The sequence below is a fragment of the Methanomicrobium mobile BP genome (assembly GCF_000711215.1).
Lineage (GTDB): Archaea > Halobacteriota > Methanomicrobia > Methanomicrobiales > Methanomicrobiaceae > Methanomicrobium > Methanomicrobium mobile.
The window spans coordinates 204,420-229,471 of record NZ_JOMF01000006.1 but is presented as its reverse complement, the minus strand read 5'-3'; the positions used below and the strand labels follow the sequence as shown (position 1 = coordinate 229,471).

At 48.7% G+C, this 25,052-nt stretch carries 28 protein-coding genes and 1 tRNA gene; 14 read left to right on the top strand and 15 right to left on the bottom strand.

Annotated features, from left to right (window positions below; all coding sequences use genetic code 11):
* Positions 1-55: 55 nt before the first annotated feature.
* From T502_RS05190 to T502_RS05180, 3 genes are all read right to left on the bottom strand, one after another.
* A complete protein-coding gene (locus T502_RS05190) occupies positions 56-577 on the bottom strand; it encodes a ZPR1 zinc finger domain-containing protein (RefSeq protein ID WP_245597765.1) in 522 nt (173 codons plus the stop codon).
* 18 nt (positions 578-595) lie between these two features.
* Entirely contained in the window at positions 596-967 is a 372-nt protein-coding gene (locus T502_RS05185) for a cell division protein SepF (protein WP_042706074.1), read from the bottom strand.
* Positions 968-1,120: 153 nt separating this feature from the next.
* A complete protein-coding gene (locus T502_RS05180) occupies positions 1,121-1,621 on the bottom strand; it encodes an RNA-binding protein (RefSeq protein ID WP_042706073.1) in 501 nt (166 codons plus the stop codon).
* A gap of 401 nt (positions 1,622-2,022) precedes the next feature.
* Between T502_RS05180 and T502_RS05175 the strand changes: the two genes are divergently transcribed.
* The 4 genes from T502_RS05175 to T502_RS09190 all read left to right on the top strand — a co-directional run bounded on the left by T502_RS05175 (position 2,023) and on the right by T502_RS09190 (position 6,280).
* Positions 2,023-2,250 (top strand): LSM domain-containing protein, encoded by a 228-nt coding sequence (locus T502_RS05175; protein WP_042706072.1) that lies wholly within the window; start codon positions 2,023-2,025, stop codon positions 2,248-2,250.
* A gap of 38 nt (positions 2,251-2,288) precedes the next feature.
* The gene (locus T502_RS08765; RefSeq protein WP_084173062.1) at positions 2,289-2,468 is read left to right on the top strand and encodes a 50S ribosomal protein L37e; all 180 of its coding nucleotides are present in this window, start codon (positions 2,289-2,291) and stop codon (positions 2,466-2,468) included.
* Between the two features lie 4 nt (positions 2,469-2,472).
* Complete coding sequence (purF, locus tag T502_RS05170; RefSeq protein ID WP_042706071.1) at positions 2,473-3,903, top strand: amidophosphoribosyltransferase; 1,431 nt, start codon at positions 2,473-2,475, stop codon at positions 3,901-3,903.
* Between the two features lie 211 nt (positions 3,904-4,114).
* Complete coding sequence (locus T502_RS09190) at positions 4,115-6,280, top strand: PKD domain-containing protein (RefSeq protein ID WP_052359177.1); 2,166 nt, start codon at positions 4,115-4,117, stop codon at positions 6,278-6,280.
* A 134-nt stretch (positions 6,281-6,414) separates the two neighbouring features.
* Here T502_RS09190 and T502_RS05160 read toward each other — a convergent pair.
* Positions 6,415-6,489: transfer RNA gene (locus T502_RS05160), tRNA-Met, on the bottom strand.
* Positions 6,490-6,689: 200 nt separating this feature from the next.
* On the bottom strand, positions 6,690-7,022 hold the full coding sequence (locus tag T502_RS05155; RefSeq protein ID WP_042706070.1) for a 4a-hydroxytetrahydrobiopterin dehydratase: 333 nt from the start codon (positions 7,020-7,022) through the stop codon (positions 6,690-6,692).
* 181 nt (positions 7,023-7,203) lie between these two features.
* On the opposite strand from T502_RS05155, the gene T502_RS05150 reads away from it, so the two are divergent.
* From T502_RS05150 to T502_RS05130, 5 genes are all read left to right on the top strand, one after another.
* Positions 7,204-7,743, top strand: coding sequence for a pyruvate ferredoxin oxidoreductase subunit gamma (locus T502_RS05150; RefSeq protein ID WP_042706069.1), 540 nt, complete (start codon positions 7,204-7,206; stop codon positions 7,741-7,743).
* The gene (locus T502_RS05145; RefSeq protein ID WP_042706068.1) at positions 7,743-8,000 is read left to right on the top strand and encodes a 4Fe-4S binding protein; all 258 of its coding nucleotides are present in this window, start codon (positions 7,743-7,745) and stop codon (positions 7,998-8,000) included. Before T502_RS05150 ends, T502_RS05145 begins: the two co-directional genes overlap by 1 nt.
* On the top strand, positions 8,000-9,163 hold the full coding sequence (gene porA / locus T502_RS05140) for a pyruvate ferredoxin oxidoreductase (protein ID WP_042706067.1): 1,164 nt from the start codon (positions 8,000-8,002) through the stop codon (positions 9,161-9,163). The genes T502_RS05145 and porA overlap by 1 nt, the downstream gene beginning before the upstream one ends.
* Positions 9,160-10,071 (top strand): thiamine pyrophosphate-dependent enzyme, encoded by a 912-nt coding sequence (locus T502_RS05135; RefSeq protein WP_042706066.1) that lies wholly within the window; start codon positions 9,160-9,162, stop codon positions 10,069-10,071. The genes porA and T502_RS05135 overlap by 4 nt, the downstream gene beginning before the upstream one ends.
* Positions 10,072-10,273: 202 nt before the next feature.
* Positions 10,274-11,059, top strand: coding sequence for a tetratricopeptide repeat protein (locus tag T502_RS05130; RefSeq protein ID WP_042706065.1), 786 nt, complete (start codon positions 10,274-10,276; stop codon positions 11,057-11,059).
* Positions 11,060-11,182: 123 nt separating this feature from the next.
* Here the strand turns inward: T502_RS05130 and T502_RS05125 are convergent, their stop codons facing one another.
* Complete coding sequence (locus tag T502_RS05125) at positions 11,183-12,244, bottom strand: DUF3821 domain-containing protein (protein WP_042706064.1); 1,062 nt, start codon at positions 12,242-12,244, stop codon at positions 11,183-11,185.
* A 162-nt stretch (positions 12,245-12,406) separates the two neighbouring features.
* On the opposite strand from T502_RS05125, the gene T502_RS05120 reads away from it, so the two are divergent.
* Entirely contained in the window at positions 12,407-13,651 is a 1,245-nt protein-coding gene (locus T502_RS05120; protein WP_281172079.1) for a YcaO-like family protein, read from the top strand.
* Entirely contained in the window at positions 13,605-14,306 is a 702-nt protein-coding gene (locus tag T502_RS05115) for a TfuA-related McrA-glycine thioamidation protein (protein ID WP_042706063.1), read from the top strand. The genes T502_RS05120 and T502_RS05115 overlap by 47 nt, the downstream gene beginning before the upstream one ends.
* 61 nt (positions 14,307-14,367) lie before the next feature.
* Here the strand turns inward: T502_RS05115 and T502_RS08555 are convergent, their stop codons facing one another.
* The 6 genes from T502_RS08555 to T502_RS05085 all read right to left on the bottom strand — a co-directional run bounded on the left by T502_RS08555 (position 14,368) and on the right by T502_RS05085 (position 19,702).
* The gene (locus T502_RS08555) at positions 14,368-14,856 is read right to left on the bottom strand and encodes an ArsR/SmtB family transcription factor (RefSeq protein ID WP_052359175.1); all 489 of its coding nucleotides are present in this window, start codon (positions 14,854-14,856) and stop codon (positions 14,368-14,370) included.
* A 137-nt stretch (positions 14,857-14,993) separates the two neighbouring features.
* The gene (locus T502_RS05105) at positions 14,994-15,776 is read right to left on the bottom strand and encodes a hypothetical protein (protein WP_042706062.1); all 783 of its coding nucleotides are present in this window, start codon (positions 15,774-15,776) and stop codon (positions 14,994-14,996) included.
* A 180-nt stretch (positions 15,777-15,956) separates the two neighbouring features.
* Positions 15,957-16,667 carry a hypothetical protein gene (locus T502_RS05100; RefSeq protein WP_157197472.1) on the bottom strand — a complete coding sequence of 237 codons (711 nt, stop codon included), beginning with the start codon at positions 16,665-16,667 and terminating at the stop codon, positions 15,957-15,959.
* Between the two features lie 327 nt (positions 16,668-16,994).
* Positions 16,995-18,035 (bottom strand): AAA family ATPase, encoded by a 1,041-nt coding sequence (locus T502_RS05095; RefSeq protein WP_211248146.1) that lies wholly within the window; start codon positions 18,033-18,035, stop codon positions 16,995-16,997.
* Positions 18,036-18,038: 3 nt separating this feature from the next.
* Entirely contained in the window at positions 18,039-18,761 is a 723-nt protein-coding gene (gene pnuC / locus T502_RS05090) for a nicotinamide riboside transporter PnuC (RefSeq protein WP_042706060.1), read from the bottom strand.
* Positions 18,762-19,057: 296 nt separating this feature from the next.
* Positions 19,058-19,702: an NUDIX hydrolase gene (locus T502_RS05085; RefSeq protein WP_042706059.1), complete on the bottom strand. Its 645-nt coding sequence runs from the start codon at positions 19,700-19,702 to the stop codon at positions 19,058-19,060.
* Positions 19,703-19,917: 215 nt separating this feature from the next.
* Here T502_RS05085 and T502_RS05080 point away from each other — a divergent pair, with 215 nt between their 5' ends.
* From T502_RS05080 to T502_RS05070, 3 genes are read left to right on the top strand one after another with little or no spacing between them, the layout of a single operon-like run.
* On the top strand, positions 19,918-20,418 hold the full coding sequence (locus T502_RS05080) for a flavodoxin family protein (RefSeq protein ID WP_042706058.1): 501 nt from the start codon (positions 19,918-19,920) through the stop codon (positions 20,416-20,418).
* A gap of 55 nt (positions 20,419-20,473) precedes the next feature.
* Positions 20,474-21,247 (top strand): DNA-methyltransferase, encoded by a 774-nt coding sequence (locus T502_RS05075; RefSeq protein ID WP_042706057.1) that lies wholly within the window; start codon positions 20,474-20,476, stop codon positions 21,245-21,247.
* A gap of 2 nt (positions 21,248-21,249) precedes the next feature.
* A complete protein-coding gene (locus T502_RS05070) occupies positions 21,250-22,110 on the top strand; it encodes an MvaI/BcnI family restriction endonuclease (RefSeq protein ID WP_084173058.1) in 861 nt (286 codons plus the stop codon).
* Between the two features lie 80 nt (positions 22,111-22,190).
* Here T502_RS05070 and T502_RS05065 read toward each other — a convergent pair whose 3' ends face one another.
* The 3 genes from T502_RS05065 to T502_RS05055 form a co-directional block, all read right to left on the bottom strand.
* On the bottom strand, positions 22,191-22,781 hold the full coding sequence (locus T502_RS05065) for a hypothetical protein (RefSeq protein ID WP_052359174.1): 591 nt from the start codon (positions 22,779-22,781) through the stop codon (positions 22,191-22,193).
* A gap of 65 nt (positions 22,782-22,846) precedes the next feature.
* On the bottom strand, positions 22,847-24,049 hold the full coding sequence (thrC, locus tag T502_RS05060; RefSeq protein WP_042706055.1) for a threonine synthase: 1,203 nt from the start codon (positions 24,047-24,049) through the stop codon (positions 22,847-22,849).
* A 135-nt stretch (positions 24,050-24,184) separates the two neighbouring features.
* Positions 24,185-25,045, bottom strand: coding sequence for a metal-dependent hydrolase (locus T502_RS05055; RefSeq protein WP_042706054.1), 861 nt, complete (start codon positions 25,043-25,045; stop codon positions 24,185-24,187).
* Positions 25,046-25,052 lie beyond the last annotated feature (7 nt).

The following is a 25,052-nucleotide window of genomic DNA, read 5'->3' as shown; positions in this document are numbered from 1 at the left end:
AACCGATTCAACGCAGCCTTAAATCCTGTTCTTCGGTCAGTACAATCCCGTATCCTCAGGCGGCGGTCTCCTGCGCGGTCTTTGGGAGTATCTCCTTAGCCGCCTTCTTGCTGACAATGCCCGAGTTGCCGCTCATGTCCTCGATGACAAGAGTAAATTCGAAGTTCCCATCGCGTGCCGCATCAAGTTTCTCTTTCAATGCGGCAATCTTCTCTTTCTCTTCATCGGTCGCGGTGCGTGCAATCGTATCGAGCGCATCGCTCATTCTGAGAAGCACCCCTTCCACATTCGAGATAAATGCCTCACACATGGGTCCCGGCGTCACCTCGATACCGAATTCGGGTATGCGCATCTCGGCGGAACTGCTTCTGATGACGCGGGCGGAGAGATCGTCGGCATTTTCAACTCTAAAAGTATATCTGACGGGCTCGCCGTCGCCCATGACATAAGTCTCGACCGATTTGAAACCGCAGTCGCAGACTGCCGATGCGAACATCACTTCCGCGAAATACGGTATCCTTTCGGTCTGATATATATATTGAATCTCTTTTGAACAGTTTGGGCAGGGTGCGGTCATTACGCGCCGCACGGAAGTTTATACCCCCCCGATCTTCTCGCGCGAGACCTTTACGGACATCGGTGTGAGAATTACGTATTTCTGGTCGCCGAGACCGACGATATCGCCGTTCACGTCTGCGGCAACGTCGCGGAGGTCTTTCAATACGCGCTCGTATGTTATCTTGTCCATCTTTAACCGTCCGATATCAACGATAACGATATTTCCGTTGTAGACCTCGTCTTTGATTCTGGGCGTGTCGCGGAGCTCGTTTATTGTAGCTATCTTGACGTACATTGATGCCGGACCCTCTCCGGGCGTGGTCTTTTCGATGGAGGCTAAGTCCAGCTCCATGTAGTCTGCTTCATCGGGCTGATTGTTCTTTTTAAAAAGAGAAGAGATCTTTCCCATAATAACAAAATGTCGACTGAATTTTATTTAACTGTATCCATTAAGGTCGGTGGTGCGGGTCGCGCTGCGGGTCCGACTTTTGTGTATTATTTTTGTATTTTATCGGAGTTATCGGGGTCGCGCCGCAGACCGCGGCATGAAACGCGGCGGAATTCAGATCTCCAGATTCCAGAGGTCGTCGCCGACATAGTGGATATTTTTAGCGACTTTTCCGGACTGCGCACTCTGCATCTCGTCCGCTTCCAGGAGGGCAATGCCGATTGCCAGCGGTTTTTTGTGATTGGCGTCCACGATAACGACGGGCTCGTCTTTTTTCACGTCATAGGAGATCTCAAGAACGCCGGGGCGCATGAGGTCTGCGCCCTTTACCATGAAGGGTATGGCGCCGGTATCGACGACGATTCTTCGCTTATCAAAGGGTTTTTCGACGGCGCCGCGGAGTGTCGGGAAGATATTGCCGTTAACCTCCATCAGATGCGGCTTTTTGTCGAGGAGATATACCACGATCTCGCCGCCGGACAACTCGGCGACTTCCACCATATCCGACTTGAAGAGTTCGGCGCTCTTGCCTATGGTTGCCTCAAGTTTTTTGTATATCTCGGAAAGCTTGGATTTTCGAACCGCATATCTCTTTCTTACTGTCAGTTTGCCCATCTTTAATCGCCTTAAATATCTGAAATATCTTAATTATCTTAATAATCTCACTAATCTTAATTTTCTTAATAGTGCATTTTATGAATCGGTAAGTATCTGATTACCGTTCATGATTCCCTTTCATTATTTACCGTATGGTGTAATTACTCTATCTTAGTACAATCTTAAGAGGCTGTTATCGGATATGCCGGATATGCCGGACTGTCATCTGATATGGCGGGCTGTCGCGTGTAGTGGAATGTTGCCGGCAGTTGCGGGAGCGCGTGCGTTTCCTTAAATACCGTCATCGAAAACCCGCTATGTGCGTTTTTCCGATGTACATGCGGGAGGGGTCTGCGCTATATTTATGTAGATTACGCTCGCAATTATAGTAATCCTCATAAAACTAATTAGGGAATCTCATGACACAAAGACCGTTGGAAATTTTAGATAAGGCTCTGAATCAGAAGCCTGTTATTGTCAGCCTGAAGGGCGGGAGAGAAATTCGCGGCGTACTTCAGGGCTACGATATTCATATGAATCTTGTACTTGAGAACGCAGAAGAGGAGACTGACGGTGCTGTCTCGAAATTCGCAACATTGATTGTTCGCGGCGATAATGTGATTTATATCTCGCCGTCAGTCAACTGAGAACTCTAAATGATAATTTTTTAACAAGGTGAATTAAGATGAAAGGAACTCCATCAAGAGGAAAAAGACAGACTCAGACACATGTAATCTGTAGAAGATGCGGTAAGATGTCTTACCACAAGCGCGATAAAGTATGCTCCGCCTGCGGTTTCGGCAGATCCAGCAAACTGCGCAAGTATAACTGGGTAACCAAGAAGTCAAGGGTACCTACCCACTGAAATTATGTGCGGAATCGTTGGCATCGTCGATGCTGGCGGCGTTTCATTCCCGCTTTACTATGCCCTGTATGCCTTGCAGCACAGGGGGCAGGAAAGCGCGGGAATCACTACTTTTAACGGCACGCAGCTCTTTAAACACAAAGGGCAGGGGCTGGTTTCCGAAGTTTTCGATGCATCCGTTCTCTCATCGCTTAAGGGCAATGTCGGTGTCGGGCATGTAAGATATCCGACGACGGGCGCAAAGATCCCCGAGAATGTGCAGCCGTTCAATTTTACGTTTCAGGGAAAAAATATCGCCGTTGTCCACAACGGCAATCTGACGAATACCGTTGAATTAAGAAACTATTTTGAGGAAGACCGCGGTCAGACCTTCTGCACGACAACCGATACCGAGCTTATCGGCAAGATCATCGTCGACGAACTGAGAGTATCCAATTCGATGACGGATGCGGTCCTTGCGTGCATGAAGAAGCTCGAAGGGTCGTATTCGGTCGTTGTTCTTGTCGACGATAAGGTGTATGCTTTCCGCGACCCTCTGGGTATTCGTCCGCTCTGTCTCGGAAAGACTCATGAGGGTCATATCGTCTGCTCGGAATCGGTGGCAATCGATGCGCTCAACGGGGAGTTCATCCGCGACGTCAACCCCGGCGAGCTTGTTACAATCTCCGCCTCCGGCGTCGAGTCGGTTCAGATAGCCGAGGCATCGAGCCATGCCCTCTGTATTTTCGAGTATATCTATTTTGCACGCGCCGATTCGGTTATCGACGGTCAGCTCGTCTATGATGTGAGAAGACGCATAGGAAAATCGCTTCATCTTGAGGCGCCGATTGATGCCGATATCATCTCGCCGGTACCCGATTCGGGAACGGCTCATGCAACGGGTTACTCCGAGAGCTCGGGTATTCCGTTCCGCGAGGGTCTCATAAAGAACAGGTATATGGGCAGAACCTTCATTATGCCGACTCAAAAGATGCGCGAGAATGCCGTCAGAATCAAGTTGAATCCCGTAAAGAAGCACCTGAACGGCAAGTCCGTCGTTCTTGTGGACGACTCGATTGTCCGCGGCACCACATCGCGCCGCCTCGTGGACCTTGTCCGTGCCGCAGGTGCCCGCGCAATTCACATGAGAGTGGGTTCTCCCGCAATCATTGCCCCCTGTTATCTGGGAGTTGACATGCCGACACGCGAGGAACTGATTGCAAGCAAACTCTCCTGCGAGGAGGTCCGTGAGAAGATAGGCGCGACCACGCTGCACCATATCTCAATCGAGTCGCTCATTCGCGCAACGGGGCATAATTATGACGATCTCTGCCTCGGATGTCTTACCGGCGAGTATCCGCTCTGCATAAAAGGCGAGAAGTCCTGCCCGCGGCACATCGATTTTATCGCCGGCACATATCAGTCCGATCTCGACGAGTTCAAGCCGAAGAAGTGATTTCGGGATATATTTCTCAGATGTCTCAGATAATATTTTATTTTTTTAATCCCCGGCAAAGACCTCGCTCAATGAACTTTGCACGTTAAAGCAACTTTTTTTTAATACGCGCTTAAATTACTATATACAGGTTAATGTTGCGGTATTTTGCGCGGATAATTCCGCGGGTTATTGCCGCAAAGATATGCCGTCTGTGTTTCCGTGGTTGCTTATGTCCGCTAAAATTGGAAGATTATCGGTTTATTCTTTATTTCTCGCGATATTTGTCTGTTCACTTGCCGCACCCGCAGGCGCAGCCGAGACTCTGGATTATACCGTCGCGGGCGATCTCAGATTTATCACGGACGACAACATGGCGCGCTGGAATCTCGATATCGACGGCGGCAAACTGATCTGGGTCGAGGGTAAGAACAGTCAGGCGCAGCAGAACATCTACTATTACAACCTGCTCTCCGGAAAAAAACTGCTCGTTACAAAGACGCAATACTCGGATGTTGACCCTGCGCTCTCCGGAAATTATGTCCTGTGGGGCGAAAGGAGCAGTTATCAGTCGCCTTCGCAGATAAACGGCTATTTCATGATAACCCGTCAGAAAGGCACCATTGACCCGTATCCGGCCAATCAGGGCAGCCCCGATTATGCGGGCGGCTATGCGGTCTGGCTTGACAGCCGCTACGGCGGGTTCATCAATATCATGATGAAGGATACGAAGACGGGCAAGTCGTATCTCTTCCACCAGTCCGGCACCAGTGACAAGCTGTCGCCGACAATCTCCGGCGGCTATGTCTACTGGGTCGAGAAGGGCAATCTCTACAGAATGGCGATAAGCAACCCGCGCGGCACTCCGCAGCTGATTGCCAAAGGAGTCCCGGGCGATTACTCGGTCGCGGACAACAAAGCAGTCTGGGAGATGAAGACTGCCGGCGGACACTACAGGGTAGTCATGCACGATCTCGAGAGCGGCAAGACCGTCGATATCACGGACGGCAGTTATGACTGCCGCCATCCCTGCGTATCGGGATCGATAATTGTCTATGAGTCCTACGTGAGCGGCGATTCGGATGTCTGGATTTACGATCTCTATACGGGCATCTCGGCATCGGCATGCAGGACGGGCGGCGACCAGATATCGCCGAAGATCTCCGGCGAGAGAATTGTCTGGATTGATCAGACAAACGGCAGATCCAATATCGCATACTTCAGGATAAATTCGGTTGCGGCGCCGAAGGCAGGATTTTCGGCTACGGCATCCTCGGTTCTGGACGGACTTGCGCCCTTAAGCGTCACCTTCCGCGGTATATCCTCGATATCCCCGGGAACCGCGACAAACTATGTCTGGGATTTCGGTGACGGCAGCACATCGACCGAGGGAGCGCCGACGCACACCTATCTGAAGCCAGGAGTCTACACCGTGACCCTTACGGTCTCGAACAGGTTCGGAAACGATGTCTCGGTGATAAAGGATTATGTAACGGTCGGCGAACTGCCTACGGTAACCTTCACCTGCGAGAACACTCTGGGCGCGATTCCGTTCGTCACCAGATTCCATTCGACGATAACGGGAAGCTACGATAAACATCTCTGGAACTTCGGCGACGGCGTTGGCTCGGTTCTCAAAGACCCGTATCATAACTATATCCGTGCCGGAACATATGACGTAAGTCTTACGGCTTACAGCAAATACGGCGAAGTCGTCGAGTATCGTAAGGATTACATCGAGGTCGGCGGCAAGCCCGAGTCGGCATTCGTCTACGCTTACGCTGCTGAGAGCACTGCAAAGAGCCCCGTGGTCAGGTTTACGAGCACCACTACCGGAAGTCCGACCGAATATCTCTGGTATTTCGGCGACGGCGAATTCTCGACCGAGGAGAATCCCGTGCACAGATTTAAAGCGCCGGGCATCTACGACGTGAGCCTCAAGACCGTAAACAGATACGGTTCGGATATCCATACCGAGTGGGGTCTCGTTATCGATGATGACAGCACCTCGTTTGTGCTGACGGACATGATGATTACGCCCGACAGAGTAGGCGCTCTGGTCGGCGATACCGTGCAGTTCGTGGCATCGGCAAAGGATTCCTCGGGTCAGAACAGGCTTGTCTTCCCCGAATGGTCGGTCACGAATCCCGAGGTCATAGAGATTACGCAGGACGGTCTCATGACGGCAAAAGGACGCGGAAGTTCATACATTACGTGCAGATACGGAAGCCTGATGGCGCAGGCAACGGTCATAGTCGGCGATGAGCAGTTCAGAAACGGCACTGCCGCACCTGCGCTTCTGATGCCGCATACGGATGATAACTCGGAGAAATCGTTTATCGATGAGATGCTGGAGAAGATTAACATCTTCAACATGTTCTCGGGTTCCGAGGACTGAAAAAGCGAATTGCTCCGAGAAAAAATAGCCTAAAAAACTAAATAAAACTCAACAAGACTGAAAAATAAATGAAATGTAGCTAAAAATACTGACAAAACAGCTAAAAATCTTAAAACTGAACCAAAACAGATGAGTAGCGAGGACTGGATTTGAACCAATGATCTACGGGTTATGAGCCCGTCGGGATTTCCTGACTACCCCACCTCGCTTCGTGTACCATACTACATGGTATTTTATGCATAAATATGTTTTGAAAGAGGATTAATTATATCTCTTTTTAATTATTTTGCCGCGATTATTCCGTTCTGTTTATAATACAATTTTCCTTCGGAATTATCTTCGTGATTCCCTTCGGAATTTGCTTTGTAATTATCTCTGAATAATCTCGGGAATAATCACTGCGGAATACTCACTGGAATCTGTCGCTGTGATTCATTCTGGACGCCATTATGAAATCATTTCTGGTAATGCCGCCGCATTTGTAGGTGTACCATGCAACCTCAAGGGATGAGCCTTTTGTAATCGAAACATCGGGGAAATGCCCTTCGCGTTTTGCAAGGTCGTCAAGCTCGGTAAGGAACCTGACGCAGTCCTCAAAACTCTCCTTCACATATATGCGCCTCAGTTTTCCGTCAACCACGGACCACCCCGGAACCACTCTGATTAACTCCAGTGTCTCTTTGCGTGTAAGTGGCGGCAATCTCTCAATGTTGGGGTTACAGCGCTCTGTACTCAGATCCATTGTATATTGATTATTCCCATGAACCAAAAAACTTTGTACAGATAATTCTTGATTGGGGATATTGCAGTAAATTGAATTTATTTTTGAAAAACAGCCATAATTTGTGCAGAATTATTTTGCGCAAAAGGTACGTATAGAAAATTCTTAATAAATAATCATGATAAATCTATTAGGGATTTTATTGAGAGAACTTAGAATACATGGAAGAGGAGGACAGGGCTCCGTGACCGCCGCCGAGCTTATAGCAATGGCGGCATTCAAGAGCAATGTCTATTCTCAGGCATTTCCCGCGTTTGGCGTCGAACGAAGGGGTGCACCGGTACAGGCATTCGTTAGGTTTGACGACCGCAAGATAAGACTTCGAAGTCAGATCTACGAGCCGGACTACATCATTGTTCAGGATATTACCCTTCTCAAAGACGTAAACGTATTTGCGGGACTGAAAGAAGGCGGCATTGCCGTAATCAACACCGAGAAGGATGTCGAGAACGCCCCCGCCGGCGTAAAGATCCTGAAGATAAATGCCACAAAGATCGCACTTGAGGTGCTCGGTCTTCCTATCGAGAACACCACACTCATGGGCGCGTTTGCGGCGGCAACGGGTGAAATCTCCCTCGATGCCCTCAAAGCCTCGCTTAACGAGAGATTTGCCGGACCTCTTGCCGAAAAGAACATACGTGCGGCAGAGACCGCCTACAATATCGTAAAGGGTGAGATGTAATGGCACTTAACGTAGGCGCGGTTGCGGCACCGGGACATGCACGCAACAATAAAACGGGCTCATGGCGTGTCTTCTGCCCGACGCTCGATACCGCAAAGTGTAACAAATGCGGCACATGTGCGCTAATCTGCCCCGAGGTCTGCATAACCCTGAGCGGTGAATTCTACAGCGTGGACTATGACTTCTGTAAAGGCTGCGGTCTCTGCGCGGAAGAATGCCCCAAGGATGCAATCACAATGAAGAAGGAGGAAAAATAATGCTTCAGATAACCGAAGGATCGCATGCCGTGGCGGAAGCGGTAAAGCTCTGCCGCCCGCAGGTTGTATCCGCATACCCCATCACCCCGCAGACGCATATAGTCGAGCGTCTTGCCGAGATGGTCGCAGACGGCGATCTCAACGGGGAATATATCTGCGTCGAGAGCGAGTTCTCGGCGCTGTCATCCTGTGTGGGTGCATCCGCCGCGGGTTCGCGCGTATATTCCGCAACGACATCACAGGGTCTAGCTTTCATGGCGGAGGTTGTCTTCAATGCCGCAGGTATGCGCCTGCCCATAGTCATGACGATTGCCAACCGTGCGCTCGGAGCGCCGCTCAATATCTGGAACGATCAGCAGGATTCAATCTTCCTCCGCGATTCCGGATGGATGCAGATATACGGAGAGGACGCACAGGAGGCAATGGATCTCCATTTCATCGCCTATAAGCTTGCGGAACGACATGATGTTCTGCTCCCGTGCTTTGTCTGCCTTGACGGATTCATTGTCTCGCACACCTTCGAGCCGGTCGATATCCCCTCGCAGAAAGAGATTGACGAGTTCCTGCCGGCATTCAACCCGCTTCACAGACTTGACGCGAAGAACCCGATGTCATTCGGTATGTATGCAACCCCCGACTGCTATCAGGAGTTCCGCTACGAGATTAACGCCGCCATGATACGTGCAAAAGCGGCATACCGTGAGATTGCCGCCGAATTCAAGGCGAAGTTCGGTCGCGACTACACGGGTCTCGTCGAAGGATACAGGCTTGAGGATGCCGAGACGGCAATCGTTGCCATGGGCTCGATATGCGGAACGGCAAAAGATGCCATCGATGAGATGAGGGATGCCGGCGAGAAGGTCGGTCTACTTAAGATCCGCTCGTTCAGACCCTTCCCGTCCGAAGAGGTCAGAACGGCTCTCAAAGGCGTGAAGAACATCGCCGTAATCGAGAAGAACATAAGTATCGGTTCGAGGATGCTTGGCGCGGTCGGTCTCGAGGTAAAGGATGCCGTCTACAAAGACAGTCCGAATATCTTCTCGTATGTCGGCGGTCTCGGCGGTCGCGACATAAGGAAGAGAGATATCAAACAGATAGTGCAGTGGGCAAAGGAGGGCAGAAATGACTGCTTCTTCGGTCTTCGGGAGGAGTTGCTGAAATGACAGGGAATACAGAGAAAGAGAACGTTTCCGTCGATTACTTCGAATCGGGTCACCGTGCATGCGGCGGATGCGGCCCGGCACTTGCGGGTAAACTGATTGCAAGGGCGGCAGGTCCGAATACAATCATAGTCGCGTCCACGGGATGTATGGAGGTCTTCTCGACGCCGTATCCCGAGACAGCATGGAAGACACCGTGGATTCACTCTCTCTTCCAGAATGCCGCGGCTGTCGCATCCGGCGTCGAGGCTTCGCTCAAGAGGCAGGGACGCGACGAGAAGGTAATCGTAATCGCCGGCGACGGCGCCACATTCGATATCGGCATGCTCTGTATCAGCGGCATGTTCGAGCGTGGTCACGATGTCACCTATATCTGCTACGATAACGAGGCTTACATGAATACGGGTATCCAGCGCTCGGGTGCGACGCCCTTTGACGCCAGCACGACGACAAGCCCCGCGGGTAAACTTTCGAACGGCAACTCAAGACCAAAGAAGGATATTCCCGCGATTCTCGCGGCGCACGGAAGTCCGTATGTTGCGACGACCTCGATTGCGACTCCGAAGGATCTCATGGACAAGGTAAAGCGTGCTTTAAGCATCAAAGGTCCCTGCTATATTCAGGTTCATGCACCCTGCTGCACCGGATGGGGCTTTGACGGCTGCAAGACCATGGAACTCGGAAGACTCGCGCTGAATTCAGGTCTTTGGGTCAATTACGAGATGGTAAACGGCGTTGTCGAGAAGGTAAAGAAGGTAAAGCGTATACCCGTCGATGATTATCTCAAGGCTCAGAAGAGATTCAGACATCTTTACAGGCCGCAGGAGAACAAAGACGAGATTGCAAAGATTCAGGCAATCGCCGACAGCAATGCTCAGAAATACGGCATTGATATTCCAGTAAAGAAGTAATATCACTGCTAAAATAGTAAATTCATAAATCATAAACTCATAAATTCATAAATTCATAGACACATAAATTCATGAACTCATAAAATCCTTAAAATCCCTAAAATCCCTATTTTTTTATTTTGCAGAGAAAAAGTCTGCATCCGTTTAACCGTTTCAATCCTAAATTTGAATACCGAGCAGATCTACTTAATATGAGAGATCCATGAAGATTAATATTGTAACAGTATCGGCAGTTCTCTTTATCCTGCTGCTTGCCGTATCTGCGGTATCGGCTGCGGAAAACGAGACAAATTCCGCCGGAGATTCCGTTAAAATCTCGGTCACAGGCGACAACGTTGTCGTCGAGACGCCGGCGGCGATTAAGTCCGATGACGGACTTGTGATGAGCGGTGCTCCCGTCTCCGCCATAGATTATTACAACAGGGCAAACGATCTTGCCTATCAGGGATATCTGGATAAGGCTCTTGAATATCTGGATCGTGCTGTCGAGTTAAATCCCAACCTCGCGGTTGCATATTCTGCAAAAGCCGGCATTCTGAGTATCAAAGCCGGCATCCTTAAGGAAAACGGCGAAAAGTATGACGGATTATATGATGAGGCACTGAAAGCGGCCGACAAGGCAATCGAGTTAAACCCGAAGCAGGGTGAAGGCTATGTCAACAAGGCATCTATTCTGAATGCGCTCGGCAGATACAATGAGGCAATCGCCGCCTGTGACACCGCACTTGCCCTGAATCTGAAGGATACCGAGACTCTTCTTGCGGCATACGCGAACAAGGGAACGGCGCTCGGCGGTCTCGGAAGATATGATGAAGAGATTGCGGTCTCGAAAGAGGGCTTGAAGATAGACCCGATGAACAATCTCCTTCTTGCAAATCTGAACTATGCGGAGAACAAGGTAGAGAAGAAGCAGACATCCCCGGTATCTGCGGCAGTTGTCGTTCTGGGCGTTATCGGTGCGGTATTCCTTGCGCTGAGAAGAAAATAACCTATATTCAAAACTGATACTAAGAATTAAGAATTAATTCTAAACTTAACTTTAATTTCGTTTTTTCCGATTTTTTCCGAGTGGCAATTTTGCAAAAAAGATATTGAAATTCGGTATTGGATTTCAGTCTTTTCTAATTGCCGCAAATGCTAAAATTCCGAGTATCAATGCGGACATAATGGTAACCGTGCCGAGCGGCGATGAGGGTGTTTGCGTCGGTACCGGAGTAGGTGCAGGTGTCTCGGTTACTGCCGCTGTCGGCTCGGCTGTCGAAGTCGGCGTTGGTGTGGGTGTTGCCGTCGTCGGTTTTGCCGTCGGCTTTACGGTCGGCGCCGTTGTCTTTATCGAACTCGGTGAACCCGAGGTCGAGACAGATGAAGTGGGTGTCGGCGTTGGGGTATCTATTCCCATGGATACCTCCTCGGTCTTTGTCTTCGTGCCTATTGTCGGCGATACGGTAACGCCCTGTATCGAGCCGAGATTATTGTAGATATTGTTGACATTTACCTTGGCATAGATTGTGTAATCACCCGTTTTGTATGCGGAATTTCCCGTATCCCATAAGCATGTCAGTGAGCCCGATGGCGCAAAGAACGAGGAAGTTGTGGGATGCAGATTAACTATTGAAACGGGGACGCCCGCACAGTTGTAAAGGGACGTCAGTGTGGCACCGTAATTATTGGTGAATACAATGTCCACTCCTTCATCCGAGGACGTGACACCCGTTCTGGAGAATATGGGGGCAAGATTGGAGTCGATTCTGAAGTCAAGAGTCTCACCCGAGACTATCTTTCCGTTCGTGATATCGAAGCTGTCGCCGCCGCGGTATGCGTATAGTCTCATATCAATGCTGGGATAGTCTACATAGAATGCCACATGACCGTTTTCCGCGCCTTTGGGATATGAATACCATGCACCCTGTCTGTCCTTAAATGTGCTTGCCATAACCGAAAAGCTTGACTTTGAAGGGGTATCTACGTATGCCGGGGCACCTGTCGTCTTACCCGATCCGAAGAACGCTATCTTTGTGTCATCGTCGTAAAAGACATCGTCGTTTAAATGCAGTCCGTCTTCGCCGACAAAGACCGTGTTTCCCTGATGAATTTCTGTGGTGGTTGCTCCCGCTATCGAGACAAGCGATAGCAGAATTAATAAAAATACTGAGAATTTGAAGATATCTGACATATTATCACTTCGCAAATATTACTGATGTAATCGTTAATGAATCTTTATGATGGTAAATAAAAATGTATTTTCACTTTTCCGGTTTACACATCTTCGACAGATATAAAAAAAGATCCGTCAATAATCTATTGAATGCTTCGAACCCGAACTCCTGCGGAAACTTTGGAGATTGTGTTGCCGCTGGCAAAAAAATGCGGAATTACACGCATTGCGGAGATAACCGGACTTGACAGGATAGGTATTCCCGTCTTCTCCTGCATACGCCCGGGGGCTGCCGACGGTGCAATATCGGTCTACAACGGCAAGGGGCTTACCGACGACGAAGCAAGGGTTTCGGCGGTAATGGAGGGAATAGAACGCTACTGTGCCGAAGTCGGCGACCGCAAACTGATATTTGACAGATATTCGAATCTGAATCCTGCGGAGGCTTTGGATCCCGCGGAACTGATTCTGCCGCAGGGGATTAGCCCCGATACCGTAATCCCGTGGTATCAGTGCCGCGATCTCGTAAGCGGCGACGAACTCCTTCTTCCGGCACATGCGGTCTTTCACCCCGTGCCGCATACCCACGGTCGATTCATGCGGACGAGCACAAACGGAATAGCGTCGGGCAACACCTTCAACGAAGCGGCGTTATACGGTCTTTGCGAGGTTATCGAGCGCGATGCGTGGTCGCTTGTCGAGGCTTCGGGCGTTGCGGGAAAGGTAATCGATATCGATACCATACCCGAAAAGCCCTCCGGAGCGGATGAGGCATCCGCATCTGCCGCGGGGGAATACCTTGATAAATGCGCCGAACTTCGTGAGCTTCTGAGGAGATTTGCGGATAACGGCGTTGACGTAATCCTGCGGGACATAACCGCTGATAACGGTATTCCTACTATTGCCGCCGTCAGCGACGACGTAAGACTCAAAGACCCGTCTCTTCTCTGCATAGGCATGGGGACGAGTCTTTCGCCGGCGGTCGCCGCGATACGTGCCGTTACCGAGACCGCACAGAGCCGTCTGACCCAGATACACGGCGCACGCGAGGATACGACCGAGGCCGAGTTTCGGAAGCAGATAGGCTACGATAGGACGAAGCGGCTTAACAAAAAATGGTTCGGCGTTCCCGAATCTAGGGCCGATATGCGGAACTTTGCCGATATTCCGCGGTTTGAGGCGGATTACGGCAGCGGCGTCTGCGATTTCTCGAAGGAACTTGAGTATATCTCGGAGAGGCTCGCGAGTTGCGGCACGAAACATATATTCGCGGCAAGTCTCTCTACCCTCGATGCCGATATCGAGGTGGTAAGGGTTATAGTCCCGGGGCTTGAATCTTTTGCAATAGATAATCAGAGAATGGGAGAGAGGTGCAGGAATGCCAGACGTAATCGTTTTTCTGGGGCCAAGTCTCAGACAGAGTGAGGCCGAACGCATTCTGCCGCGGGATTTCGACGGCGACTGCGGGAGAGTAAGCGTTGAATACATGCCGCCGATAAAGCGCGGTGATATTGAGTACGTGCTTGAACAGAAACCGCGGATTGTCTGCATCATCGACGGTCTTTTCTTCCAGGACTGTTCGGTGGGACACCGCGAGCTGCTCAGGGTCCTTAATGCCGGAATCGAGGTCTTCGGTGCGTCATCGATGGGTGCACTGCGGGCCTGCGAGCTGGATACCTTCGGCATGACCGGCGTGGGAAGGGTCTATGAGATGTATCGCGACGGCGTTATCGAGTCCGACGATGAGGTTGCGCTTGCCTGCGACCCGTTCACCAACGAAGCCGTAAGCGAGGCGCTTGTCGATATCCGCGCAAATCTGGATAACTGCGTTTATTCGGGAATTCTAACCGCGGATGAGGCGGCCGAGATGGTGCGGATTGCGGCGGCGGTCTACTATCCGCGGCGGAATTTCAATTCCCTTATCAAGGAGGCGGCATCGCGTAGGGTAATCTCGGATGCGGCTCTGAAACAACTCACGGAATACCGTAAAAGCCGCTGGTTCTCTCAGAAGGAACGTGACGCCCGCGAAGTGCTCGGCGTTGTTAAGGAGAGGATTGCGGAATTGAAGAGCAGGCGGTAATCGGACGGAATTGTGGTCGCGACCGAAACCGCAACTGCTTTCCTAAATTGTCAATCAGGTATCAATCAGTTTTTGCATATTCCGCATATCTCTTCCTGCATATCGTAATGTAGCCGAGGTAGACCGCCGCAAAGAGAAGGAACTCTCCGACGAAGAAGAAAACAGGATCGTGAAGGGTGAATGCCGCCGCGGCTTTGGGTTCATATCCGCGTATGAAGACTGCAAAGGAGTATATTGCGGCTGAAAACATCAGAATAGCCGAAAAGACAAATATGACGTTATGGCTGCTTCCGCCGTCAAGGATCTTCCTTGTTTCCCTCGTCAGCGAATAATACTTCCATTTTCTGCCGTCATCGTCGAGGTTAACCAGTCCCGATTCCGTGAGTTTTGTCATATGGTCGTGAACCGTGGAGACCGAAAGGTTAAGTTCTTCCGATATCTCCGATAATGTCATCCGGCGCCCTTTGAGCAGTTTCAATATCTCCCGTCTTGATTTTGATGACAGTGCGTCAATCTTTTCGGGATTTAAGATGATTTCATCGAGCGCCATTTATCAGTAATTTGATAGCAAAGGAATTATTATTTTCTGATTTGTTCTATTTGAAAGTATGAATGGCGCGAGAAAGATTTTAAAAAAAGGGTGTTTTGTTATCACAAATTTTATGTGGGATATGTAATTTTACATGTCTACTTAAAGCCGTTAACCGTGTAGACTGTTCCGTCCATTGCATCGATTGTTACATCGCCGCCCTGCGTAATCATGTCTTTGGGTTCGCCCGTAACCGTAATGAACCAGATAAGTTTTTGGTCTTTTCCGTTCGGATAATCCACAATAAGTTTTGAATTGCACTTGGCGCCCGATATGTCCTTATATTGTGCGACTGCAATTTCTTCTGCTTTTTCAATTGATATCTTAGGATTAAGAGATACATTAAGCGGACTGTTAATTGAGTTATAACTCATGACATCTCCGTTTGATGGATTAATTTTGATAATAACTCTGTTAAACAGCATTACATCATTTGATACTTCGCAGAATATAAAGTAATAATCCTTGAATGCCCCATGATCTTTCAGAGATTTCTCTATAATACTGAGTTCTCTTTTCTTGCCCCCTGAGGCATATTCAATGTATTTGCGTGCATACTCTTCCGCTTCATCCATGGTTATCAAGACATCCAATGTATTTCCGTCATCATAGTTCTCGGCGAAAAGTGCGCTGACAACATCTTTCAGATTTCCGTCAACCCGAAACATGCTTCCGTCTTTAGAGGTAAAGATGTAGTGCTTGGTAAAATACAAATCCTCAGTCCCTTTAAACGTCACATCGCGGTCTTTTGCCCCTAAAAATTCATGAAGTGAACTTTCCGCTATTTCCACCGCCGATTCGTTATTGCTATTTATTGCTGAAACGGAAAGAACTGCGATTAATACGGCAACAATTACTATCGGTATAATTCTCTTATTCATTAAAACACCTGATTTTCAAATACTGTGTGATTATCTGAATACTGCCCGAGCATCTTCCCTGTACTGCAATCATAATTATGGCGGCGATTTATATGAGATCTGGTTTTTCTTTCGGTTTTTTCCGAAATATCAAATAGCACTTATGCATCGGGGTAATATGATGAAAAAATGTTTAAGATCTCAAAGCGAGATACTCAATATGCCGCCCATATGTGTAAATCGTGCATTTTCAGGATCATGTCCGAATATTCTTACGTTGCTTCCTATATGCGGATCAGGATAACGTTCCAACAGTTTGTAATCTATCTCTATTTTCGGCAACTGAGTTTCGACATCGATTTCCGAATAACTTTTTGGCGGAATAGAAATATTCAGCGTATGGCGTTCATAATCATTGCCCGGATAATCATATTCCCTATTATAGATAACTGCCTGACCGTCAACATCCGTATACGCCCCTATTTCTGTTATTGAGACAGGCTCATCGCGGTAATTGAAGACCAGTATGTTATACTTCAGCGTGTTGTTTTCTATAACGGCATACGGATGATAGACTACATGCATGCACTGTGCGTATTTCGGATTGTAGTAATCCTGCGGCATCTTAAAATCCTTGGTTGAGACGACAGGGTAGGGTTCAAGCTGCTTAAAAGTATTATAATCGAGTATGTAGTAATGATCAAATTCTATCTCCGGCTCAAAAGAGCAGTTCAGCGCATAAGTATGATTCATGGGGTAGTAGATTATCTGATTGTCGGCATAATCTTTTGTGATCTGAAAAATACTGTGTGAATTATTCGCCGCGACAATTTCCTGAGTTATCCATGGGTTCATGAGACTTATGGAATATGGACCGAACCAATTCATCTCGACATAGGGAGTGTTTCTCATCCCGAAATAAGCGTATCCGCAGTATAGAATAACCAAAACATTGACTGCAATGATTATCATGACAAGAATAATTTTGGATATTTTTCTCAGATCGACGGGCATTAGTATTCCAAACAGAAATGGACTCTCGTAAGATATAATCCTGCGGAAATCTTTCGTAAAAAAGCGAAAATGAAGATGATGCCGTGATTCTTTCAACGATGAAGGGCAGAGATGTTTCTGAGTAAACAGCGTATTTTCTTAAAAAAGGTGCAGATCACGCAGATATGTGATCCGCATCGTTTGTGCATATAGTTTTTGAATATATTTTTTGTATATCGTTTCGGCTTATTTTTTATCGTTCGGTACAAAAAGCGCATCTATCAGTTTTATCGCTTTTTCGTATCTTTCGGCGTAGGTTCCCGAAATGTGTTCGCACCTGAACCCGAAGCGGTTGTAGAGTTTTTCCACACGTTCGCTGTAGTGCCTGCGATTTGCAGCCATTTTCTCGCTGCGGTCACCGTCCTGCACCCATTCGACGTCCGGTTCGGCAAGGAGTATGAGGTCATAGTGATTGAGTTTTGCAATACTTTCCGCAAGAGCCAGATTATCTTCGCTTTCGTTTTCGAGGAAATCCATAAAGAAACGGGTGATAAGACAGTCCGTATCCTCTATGAGTACCTTGTTGCTGAACTCTATAAGACGCATCTCCTTTGCCTTGTGCTCAAGAAGTATCCTTGTATAGTCTTCGGTGAGCATCATGGTCGGAGAACCTGAAAGAAAGGACATATCGCGTCCGACTTCTTCAAGAAAGTTTGTGTGGTAGTGGTGTGCAAGATTTATTGCAAGCACCGATTTACCGCAGCTTTCAATGCCGATTATCAGGACTTTCTTTACATAGTAGGGTCTTACGAATAACGGCAGCAGGTCCCAGTTCCCGTAAACATCATTGCGAATCGCGGTCGAGTTGCATCCGTCGCGTTCGAAGATTACGGGTTCGCTTTCCGGATAGCACTCTTTCCAGATGCCGTCCTTATCGTAGTCGCTGCCGAAGAAGACCGCGTCTATCTTTTCGCCTATCGCAGCTTTTATCTTTCGGCTGTCTTCCTCCCAGTATTTGCGTGTGTATTCGCTCTTGTTCTTCAGTCTGTCTTCGAGAAGGATTATCTTTACATTGCCGATGTGCGAAGTCAGTGTGTAGACCCAGCGGTATTTTACCTTTACGTCGATGTCGGATGCGTCGTTGCGGTATGAAATGACCACGAAGAGCTTTTCGCACATGGAAGCGGCTTTAAGAATGCATTCCATGTGACCGTTGTGCATGGGATTGAAAGCGCCGCCGTACATTCCGACATGATATTTCATTCCCGCTTTGAGTTCATTGCCCATAATTTACGCCCCCATCGGTTCTGCTTCGTATCTCATGGTTTCCGCTGAATCCCTGTACCATTTTACATACATTATGATTGCGTTGAGCAGGAAGATTATCCACATGAGGAGAACTGCAATGCTTTCGGTTCCGTTGAAGTATGCCGCAATCCACATTACAACCGAGACCGCGTCGACGATTATCCAGACTATCCACTGCTCGGTGAAGCGTTTGATCATGAGTATCTGTGCCACTACGGACAGAACCGTGCTCATACTGTCTATCAGCGGCAGATTGCCGCCGAGGGCTTTGAGAATCCAACTGTAGCCGATAATGCCCGCAATACAGATGACGGTTACGACTATGTCCTGACGTATGGTCATCCTCTTTTTGATGACCTCGCCGGTTTCGCTGTCCAGATACTTTTTCCACACAAACCATCCTATGATGTTGGCGGGGAGGTAGTAGAGGAGATTGAGCATTACGTCCCCGTAGTATTTTGCGTTCCATGCGACAACGGCGTATAATACCACGTTCACGGCTCCGAATATGTAGTTTGAAAGTTTACCTTTGCCGCAGAGTATTACGCAGGTGACACCGGTAAGTGAAGCAATTATTCCTATGGCAGTGTCGCCCATGTAAAGTGAGATGCCAAGGATAGCGACGTTGGCAAATGCAAGCCAGAATATTTCGCTTTTCTTCCATCCGGTGATCTCATTTTTCCAGAATTCGGTTAAGTTGTTCATACTGCACTATCCTTTGTGTAGTTTCCGCAGTGATCCCATACAAAGCGGCAATGACGGTTGCGCTGACAGTTACACTGAAACAGCGCTGACAGCAGCTATGACAGTTGTACCCGTCAGTGACTTAGTATAAGTTCACTACTTAGTAGTATATATGTACTAAGCATAGTATAAAAATACTACTATGTCGTGTGATAGTGCAGGCAAAAAAGTGATAATTTAAAATTGAAAATTTAAAAGTGTGAATTAAAATAGTGAGAGCGATGAGATGTGCCCTAAAAATAGTCAAAATTGCTATATCAGCCTTTTCTCCTGTAGAGTTTGCTCGGTCTGTGTGCCTGACCCGTGAGCATGTTTCCGGTCTCCTCTACGAGCGGCGATATCATTTTCCTGAAGTTTGCCTTGTAGAGTTTTTCGCCGAGGAGTATCTCGTAGACTCTCTGAAGCTGCGGCAGGGTAAACTCCTCGGGAACAAATTCAAAGGCAATCCCCGAGTAACTTACCTTCCCGCAGAGCCTTTTTCTGCCGTAATCTATCATCTCGCGGTGGTCGAAGGCAAGCGGCGAAATGCCTGCAAGTACTTCATTCACAGGCACAAGTGAGACTCCGTCGGCGTTATGAACGGCGATGAGCTTTTCGGGATCGGTGAGGGCGTAGTATGCCACCGAAACCGTCCTGTTTCGCGGATCGCGGTCGATAGCGCCGAAGGTGTAAAGTTGTTCGAGAAATATGTTTTTGAGTCCGGTGCGTTCTCCGACCGATCTCTCAGCCGCTTCCTCGAGAGTTTCCGATTCGCGCAGTGCAACTCCGGGAAGAGCGTATAAATCTTTGAACGGTTTTTCGTTTCGTTTTACGAGAACTATCTTGAGTGTGTCGTCTTCGACGGTGAAAATAAGAACGTCGATTGCGACCGATATCTTTTGATGCGGTGTATTATCCGTCATTTAAACACCCTTTTTGAGAATTTTTTTGCCGAACAATCGGTTTGCTGATCTATTTTGGTTAGTAGCATCTTTGTACTAATTATTATATAAAGATGCAACTTCTTATTTGATGAACTCCGTTTTTAAAAGACCCCAATCAGGCTGATTCGGCAGTTCTCACCATACGCAAATAATACGCAAATATATATCAAAACCCGTAAATTATTCATTACAAGATGAAAACGAAGATATTCTATTATTCATACTCGGGCGTGACACGCGAGCTTGCTCTGACTCTGAAAGCAAAGCTCTCGTCGGGTACCGACGATCTCGTCGATGTCGTTGAGATAAAACCGAAAAAAGCCTATAATTCGCTTACCGCGTATTCCGTCGGCATCAAGCGTGCACGCTGCGGTGACTGCGACCCGATTGAGGAGATAAATGCCGACGTCTCCGACTGCGAGGTCTTCCTTCTCGGAATGCCGGTCTGGGCGGCACGTCCCGCACCTCCGATAAACACGCTCATAAGCGATATTACGGGCGGCGCCGGAAAACCGGCGGTGATTTTTTCGACGATGAAGGGCAGCGGCGGCACGGAAACTCTTGATGCCGCGGAGAAACTGCTTAGTGAGAAGGGTGTGAAAGTCGCCGGCAAATTCGCGCTCACCGAGAAAGAATCCAGAATCGATGAGAAAATAGAAGAGATTGCCGCGGCTGCAAGGGCGGCTGTGCAGTAAGTCCTTCGGCAGTGATTATATTTTATCACTGCGTGAGTCATATCAATAAAGAGAGATGTCTAAATTAACCCTGCCGCTTGACAGGATCGTATGCGGCGATGTATTACCCGTTCTGAGGACTTTCCCCGACAATTCCGTTGATCTGGTAGTTACATCTCCGCCGTACAATCTCAAAAATTCCACGGGAAATGGGATGAAAAATCCCAATCACGGAAAATGGCAGAATGCGGCTCTGGTGCACGGATACGCAAACTATGATGACAATATGCCGCATGAGGAGTATGCGGCGTGGCAGCATGAGGTATTGCTTGAGTGTATGCGTGTACTGAAGGATGACGGGGCAATATTTTACAATCACAAATGGAGGGTGCAGGCGGGATTACTGCAAGACCGTGCCGATATCGTATATGACCTTCCTGTGCGGCAGATAATTATCTGGAGAAGAAAGGGCGGAATTAATTTCAATCCCGGTTATTTCCTGCCTACCTATGAGGTTATTTATCTTATTGCCAAACCGAAATTTAAACTCGTTCCCAAAGCCAATGCCTATGGAGATATCTGGGAATTTACGCAGGAACTCAATAATAAGCATCCGGCGCCGTATCCTGTGGCGTTGATAGACCGGATAATATCTTCGACAAATGCGCAGATAATTCTCGACCCGTTTATGGGAAGCGGCACTACTGCGGTAGCCGCTAAACAACTCGGAAGACACTATGTCGGTATCGAGATATCGCCGGAATATTGCCAAATGGCGGAAGAGAGGATTGCCAATACTAAGGCGGAATCAAAGAAACAGCCAATTTCATTGTATTCTTTTACGGAGTGATCATGACAGAATTAATTAGATGGGATGAAACGAACAAATGTGAGATACCATTTGATGTTCCCGCACATGTCGAAAGATACACAAAAAAGGAGTTAATAGCACGATTGCAGGAGATTGCGGAGTACGGATGGGTAAAAGGTACACGTAAAGGAAATTGCGGCTCTGCGGGAAACACATTGGAAGATCTGCTCGGTATGGTCGAGAATAATCTGCCGATACCGAACGCGGCAGAATGGGAGTTAAAAACGCATCAGAAAAATTCATCAAGTCTTTTAACTCTCCTTCACAGTGAACCTTCACCGCTTGCGTGCAAACATGTTCCGAAAACCCTGTTGCCCAAGTATGGATGGAAACACAAGGATGCGGGTGTAAGACATCCGGCGGATGAGATGAGTTTTAGGCAGACTATTTCAGGTCTGAGTTATTCCGAACGCGGTTTCAAGGTTATTGTTAATCGTGAAGAGAAGAAGATTGAGATATCCTTCAATGCCGATGCCGTTGATGAGAGCAAACATGCCGATTGGAAACAGAGCGTCAAAGACAGGGTCGGATTGGAAGATCTAAAAGATAAACCGTATTGGGGATTTGACGACCTTAAAAGTTTAATACACGTCAAATTGCGGAATTGCTTCTATGTGGAAGCTGACAGTAAAAAGATAAACGGCGAATTGTATTTCAAATTTGACCGTGCGCTGATGCTAAAAGACTTTGATTTTAACAAATTCCTTGATGCAATTGAAAGCGGCAGGGCATTCGTGGACTTTGATGCAAGAACAGGGCACAATCACGGCACAAAGTTCAGAATACAACAAAAACTCGTGCCCGAGTTGTATGCAGAGGTAAAGGTAGTTGTAGGTGACTGAACGCCTAAGAAAATCAGTGAATAAAAATAAGAATTTTTCTTAATAATTTGGTCTTCTTTCTTTTTTGGTATTTATCCATTTTATTCCATTCTGCGCCTTGTCATGATATACGGCACGGCGAAAATGGCGGCGACCGCAAGCCAGATTGATCCGAAAACTTCCAGCAGGAAGACCTGCTGATCGTCGTAGAATCTGCAATCCGCAAATGCACGATTCTGCCAGAAGACCTTAATCGTCCCGTTGCCGCCGGTAAACGTCACGTTCTTTGCGGCAAGCTCTTCCGTCAGATAACGTGAATCGACCGTGCTTACGACAGAGCCCGTGCCTGTCGCGCCGAGAAGCGGATTTCTCACATCGTAGCCCTGCGGCAGATAAAGCGTTATATTGTAAAGAGCGTTGAATATGAACTGGAAATTCTTGTTTTTCAGCGCGGCATCGTATTCTATCGTGTAATTGCCCTTCTCAAAGGAGATCGAGCGCCCGAAAGCATCCTCTTTGAACCCGGCCGCGGTCCTATTATCGGTATACCTGAGCGTCGTATTGGTCACGCTTCGAGGGACTTCCTCACCAAGAATGCCGGGCTCGACAAAAGCGTATCGCTCGGCATTAATTATCTCAATCTCGGCATGGAACGCTTCGGCGCCGTCATGCACGCAGAATGTCGCGTTCAAAGGCGCAGCCGCGCATACGGGAATGACAGCCGCAGCTAAAAAGAAGATTGCCGCTGATAAAAGTATCAGCGAAGAACGGCTCGAAGAGCGTCTATTGTCGCGTCTATCTCCGTCGGAGGTGCACATTGTTTGATAACTGTCTCGGGATCTTTTAACAGGTGTCCCGTAACCACGCATACAATCTTCTCATCGGCATCGAGGAGACCCTGCTCCGCCATCTTCCTGATACCCGCGACCGATGCCGCAGATGCAGGCTCGACTCCGATACCCTCTTTGCGTGCGAGATCGCGCTGCATTGCAAGTATTTCGTCGTCGGTGACGCTCAATGCATGACCGTTTGTCTTTCTGATTGCGGTAAGTGCCTTCTCGGCGTTTACCGGCGCACCTATTCTGATAGCGGTGGCGACCGTCTCGGGGTTAAGTTCGGGGACCAGAACATCGAGGTTATTCTTTATTGCGGAGACGACCGGCGCCGCACCTTCGGCCTGAACCGCGGTCATCTTCGGCATCGAATCCGTCCAGCCGAGTTCCTTAAACTCAAGAAGTCCCTTGTAGACCGCCGAGATATTGCCCGCGTTGCCGACGGGGAGTACGAATCTGTCGGGGACGCAGCCGAGCTGGTCTACGGCTTCGTATCCGATTGTCTTCTGACCCTCAAGGCGGTATGGGTTGACCGAGTTTAAGAGGTATATGCCGTCGGTAACGCAGAGCTCGTGCACCATCTCTAAAGCCTTGTCGAAGTTGCCGCGGATTGCGATAACTCTGGCGCCGTGCATGAGTGCCTGTGCAACCTTTCCGAGCGCAACTTTGCCTGCGGGCAGGAGAACGACGGCGGGAATGCCTGCTTTAGCCGCATATACCGAGAGACTTGCCGAGGTGTTTCCCGTGCTTGCGCAGGCAACCGTTCTCTTTCCGAGCTGCAGTGCCATCGAGACGCCGACCGTCATTCCCCTGTCCTTGAAGGATCCCGACGGGTTCATTCCCTCGTGCTTTGCGTAGAGGTGCTTGAGTCCAAGCTCTTCACCGAGTGCCTTTAAGTGATAGAGCGGAGTGCCGCCTTCCTGAAGTGAAATTGGTTCACGTGTGACGGGGAGAAGTTCTTTGTATTTCCAGAGACGTAAGGGTCTCTTGTCCATCTCTTTCTTGTCGATACCGATTGAGTCCAGGTCGTATTTTACGGTAAGAAGGTGGTCGCACTTCTTACATCTGTAGATAATCTCGTCCTGGCTGTATTCTGCGCCGCAATGCACACAGACTAAACGAAACATGATAACAGAATGTGTTTTCTTATAAATTATAGATATGGATGGTCATGAATACGAATAGTAATGTATACAGATGGTCATGATGCTATGGGTCATTGTGTGTATCCGCACATCCGCAACATCCTCTGCCTGCGGCGGCTACCCTCTGTGTGTTCCCGAGATGTAAAATGCCGTTATCCACGCGGCCGCAAGGTATATGATCGGCATTATCAGGTACGGTATCATCTCGGGTGTTACTGTCGATGCGGCTGCCAGGGTTATATCCGTCGTTATGTCTGCCGTTATGCTTTCCGTCAGGTTTATTCCCGTTATGCCGTTGATGCGATATGTATTGCCGAATGTTAGCGAGATTATTGCCGCGATTCCGAGTGTTACGACAATCAGCCAGTTTCTCCTGCCTTTCGGGGTCAGATTGCCCGAGAGCTTTACGCTACTGAACGGAAATAGCCAGTATACGCCTTCATGGGTGCATGAATCTTCGATGAGGTGCATGACGGCGCCGAAGAGTATGCCTGCGCAGAATGCCGGAAGATACGAATCGATGGCGGCAGTGACCTCCGCGGCAAAGATCGCCGCGAGCAGGATATCGGTAATCAGCCGGAGGTAGATTGCGAGGATTAGTGCGGCTGCGAGCGTTCCGAAGAGCGAGTGGAGGAGTCCGCGGTGTCTGGGTTTTATGCGACCGAGAGAGAATATGAACACCAGCGCCGATATCGGGTAGTATATGAGATAGCGGATGAGATATCCGAAGAAGGGCAGTATTATGACCGTATGACGTCTTGCCGTTCTCACCGTGCCTTTTCCGCCGGCAAGACCGTGCATTATCGCCGAGTCAGCCGCATCGGCGTCGGGTGCGAGAGAGCCTATGAAGACGCCGGCTGTGAAGACAATCAGTGCCGTAAGGGTCGTATACCCCGATGAGAGAAAACCGGCGAGTATGAGGGGGAGCAGAACGGCAAGCGAGAGAAGTGTGTAGAATACGTGCTGTTCACCCTTCATGGCGATT